This is a genomic window from Salinicola sp. 4072 (genome assembly GCF_036663415.1).
Lineage (GTDB): Bacteria > Pseudomonadota > Gammaproteobacteria > Pseudomonadales > Halomonadaceae > Salinicola > Salinicola salarius_A.
In genome coordinates, this window is record NZ_JAXOVV010000058.1 from 1 (window position 1) to 3,762 (window position 3,762).

A 3,762-nucleotide genomic window follows, 5' to 3' on the forward strand; every position below is an offset into this window, starting at 1 on the left:
AAGAGCCTGGAGGGTAGAATCGGTCATGGCGTATCCACTCGTGTTGGTTGAGATCTTGGTCGTGATCAATCAACAGGATACGCCACCCTTCCTACCTCCTCCCATCCACCAGACTTGAGCTTAACTCTTCGGTTAAGCCGCGACAGTGTTTGCACCGCCTGAATGCCTGACAGCTTCTTATCCACATACATGCTGTGAAGCAGTGGCTGGTCAAATCCGGTTTGGTATTTTTCAGCGACCAGTAACACCTGATATTCCTCGGTGTTGAATTTATCCGGTAGCTCAGACTCCTTGATGCCCTCGTTCATACCGACTTCGGTAAACGTCTTGTCAGCATATTCCTTGAGAGCGATCTCCCCCGAGAAGGCTACGAGGGACTTCACATCCGTATAGCCTTTAGATTTGATGTACTTGTCAAAGCCCAGCTTGTAGCGCACCGCATGTTCACGAGAGCTGGTCACTACCATGGCTTTTGCCCGGCCACCGATCTTGTGGCGGGTATGGGTGCGAAAGTGCTCAACGATCACCTCAACCTTCTGCGCTATCTCATAGTCGTGGAAGGAAACAAAACGAGCTAGCGCCCGCGCGGCCTTGCGGCGCGGCACTTCAGGGTCATCCTCCACCTTCTGGATCAGCTTGTAATAACGCTTGTAGCAAGTGTAGTGGGCTAACACGTCATGGATAAAGCCCTCTTCAATGGCCTGCCTCATACTGTAGTGATGGAACGGAGCTTCCCCGTTTCGTCCTGGCTCGTTGAACACGGCCATGGTCTTGAACTTGGGGGTAGCGGTGAACGCAAAAAAGCTCAGGTTGGGCTGTTTGGCACGTTTGAGCTGCTCACGGATGAGTTCCTTTTTGGCTTCTTCGCTAAGGCTCTCGTCTTCCATGTCCAGCAACTGCTCAGCGATGGCTGACTCGATGCCATCCTTGTTGAGAATTTTCCGCAGCTCCATGGCCGTTTCGCCACTTTGCGAGCTGTGAGCCTCATCCACAATCACCGCGAAGCGTTTGCCTTCCGTCGAAATTGAAATGCCTTTGCCTTTCTGTTCCAGCGTGCGAATGGCCTGACTGATGAAGGGGAATTTCTGGATAGTCGAAATGATGATCGGCACGCCGTCAGCCAGCGCCTTGGCCAGTTGCTGAGTGTTCTCGTCGATCTTCTGAACAACGCCCAACTTGTGCTCGAATTGGAAGATGGTGTTCTGCAATTGCTGGTCGAGTACCCGGCGATCAGTAATCACCACCACGGAATGGAATACTTTCTCGTTGTTGGCATCGTGCAGACTGGACAAACGATGAGCCAACCAGGCAATGGAGTTGGATTTACCGGAACCCGCAGAGTGCTGTACGAGATAGTTATGGCCGGAGCCCTTGGCTTTTGCGTGCTGGGTCAGAGACCTTACGGCATCCAGTTGGTGGTACCGGGGGAAAATCAGCGTTTCCTTGCGGTGGCGCTTGATTCCCTTTTCGGTCACGACCGTTTTCTCTTCTACCTGAAGGTGCAGAAAACGGGCGAGGATATCCATCAGGCTGTCCCGCTCCAGCACCTCTTCCCAGAGGTAGGCGGTACGAACCTCACCTTCCATGGGCGGGTTGCCAGCGCCGTGATTAAAACCCCGGTTGAAAGGCAGGAAAAAGGTATCCTTACCCTCCAGGTGCGTGGTCATAAATGCTTGCTCGGTATCTACTGCAAAATGCACCAGGCAGCGATTCTTGAAGGCGAACAGCGGGTCTTTGGGGTTCCGTTCGAAGCGGTACTGGGACTTGGCATTTTCTACCGTCCATCCAGTCGCCGACATGGCATTTTTCAGCTCCAATGTGGCAACTGGGAGGCCGTTCACAGCAAGCACCATGTCCGGAATTGCACCGGTCTTTGTATGTACCTGACGAACCACGGTAAGCCTGTTCGCGGCGTAGCGTGCAGCCGCGCCGGTATCAATACTGGTATTGGGAGCAAAATAAGCCAGCTTCACCGACTTGCCGACGCACTTGAAGCCCTCGCGCAGCACGGTCAGGGCGCCTTTTGCGGCCAGTTCCTTGGTGAGCGCATCCAAGAGCATGCTGTCGGCCTTGCTCGAATCCAGGTTGTTCAACCGCTCCCAGATCTTGGGTTGTGTCTTCTGCACAAAGCTCACGACATCCCCCGGGAACAAGGCTGTTTCAGCATCGAAACTGGTGGGATCCCCCTTTTGACAGATAGCCACCCTGGGTGATCAGCGCCTGCTCTATGGCGTTCTCAAAGTCTATTTCTTTGTGCATAACCTATGTTCCTTTTTAAAACTTGGCTGGGTTCCAGCGACTACTCTTGGTCAGAATCGTCGTTCTGCTGCTTTCCCAGCTTCTTCTGAGCGTTTTCTACTTGTTTGACGCTTTTATCCGGCGTGGGCAGGTTTTCTGGCATGGTACCGCCCAGTTCGCCAATGGTTTGTCGAACCTTCTGGCCTACCTCGAAATGGGTTTTGTTGGCGTTCTGCTTACCCTGAATGTTGTCCCGGCGAAGCTTCTCTTCTGCCTACGTGGCACGGAACAGATTGGCAGCGAGCTCTGTGCTCCCCATGTAGTCCAGAATCTTGTGGCTCTTTTTGAGCCCTTTTCTGGCGTGTAAATCCTTGGCACCCAGCCCCCCGTATAGCCCTTTGTAGCCATGATCCTGAAAAATGGCGTAATCCAATGGGGTCTCCACGCCAGCATCCTGGGCAGCCGCCGCCAGGTACTTGTTGTGGGCGATAAGCTCCTTACGGATTGCCAGGCGCTTCTCATCCTCGGAGAGGGATGTGAACTGCTCGCTGTCCTCCAGCTCCTGTCGGCGTGTCTGGATAGCAAAGTAGGTCTGGCCGTTGGCGATGACCGGCTTCGTAGGGTCGCCGTTCTGGACGATCAGGTAGCAGGCATAGCGTGACAGGTGGGCATCCGGTACCGGGCGTTGCGCGCCGGAGCCTATGTCGACCATTTTGCTGACGTCAGCAAAATGGTCTGCAACCTCGTTTCCTGACTTCGCGCAGGCCTGCTTCGCCTTATCAATAACCTGAACAAAATTTCGCCACTGCTGGTACTCCAAGAGCGGTGCCAGCTCCCTGGCTGACCAGAACTCGTTGCCATGCTCATCCTCTCTGCGGATGCCTTCAAAGCTCTCGTGGTGGGTATTGGTGGACGGCGTATCAGCCATGGGCAACCTCCCTTTGCTCAGTAGTAGGTATGCAGAAGTCCCGTACGTCGATTTTGCCGGTGACAGCATTGGTGATCAGGGCTGCGCGGTATTCGTTTAACTTATCTATAACTAAGCGAACTTTCGCAATCCGATCCTCTACTTGAGATACTTCTTTATCTAAGTACTGGACAATAGCTCGCTGCTCGCTGATATCGGGAATTGGAATCCATAACTTTTTCAGGTCGTCTTGACTGAGATTGGGCTGCCCACCACCGCTTGAAAGTGATATTAAGATGGGTTTTCGCATCCGAAGCCAGTAGTAAACGAAGCGAGTATCGAACACTGTAGGTTGAGAATAAACGCAGCAAGCTTGATTGACGGTAGCATCTACCCCGAATATTCCAAGTCGACCAATCGTAGCACCATACATAGCTATGGCTACGCTTTGTCTGAAAAATGATGTCTTGCTAGCCTTTCCTCCCTCAGACTTGGAGGTATTGTCATGGCAGGACGTTACGAGATTTCCGATCAGGGTTGGACATTGATTGAAGATATCGTTTCGCCTGGCACGCCCGCTGGGCGTGGACGCCCACGCCGCGATGACCGGCAGATGC

Annotated in this window: 3 protein-coding genes; all 3 read right to left on the bottom strand. The window is 53.3% G+C overall.

Going from position 1 to position 3,762, the window contains the following annotated elements; translation table 11 throughout:
* Positions 1 to 65 precede the first annotated feature (65 nt).
* Entirely contained in the window at positions 66 to 2,135 is a 2,070-nt protein-coding gene (locus R3F72_RS18335) for a type I restriction endonuclease subunit R (protein ID WP_332780455.1), read from the bottom strand.
* A 377-nt stretch (positions 2,136 to 2,512) separates the two neighbouring features.
* Entirely contained in the window at positions 2,513 to 3,166 is a 654-nt protein-coding gene (dinD, locus tag R3F72_RS18340) for a DNA damage-inducible protein D (RefSeq protein ID WP_256961392.1), read from the bottom strand.
* Positions 3,159 to 3,762, bottom strand: a 604-nt coding sequence (locus R3F72_RS18345) for a restriction endonuclease subunit S (protein WP_442978370.1), incomplete at its 5' end; no start/stop codon positions are given. The genes dinD and R3F72_RS18345, both read right to left, overlap by 8 nt.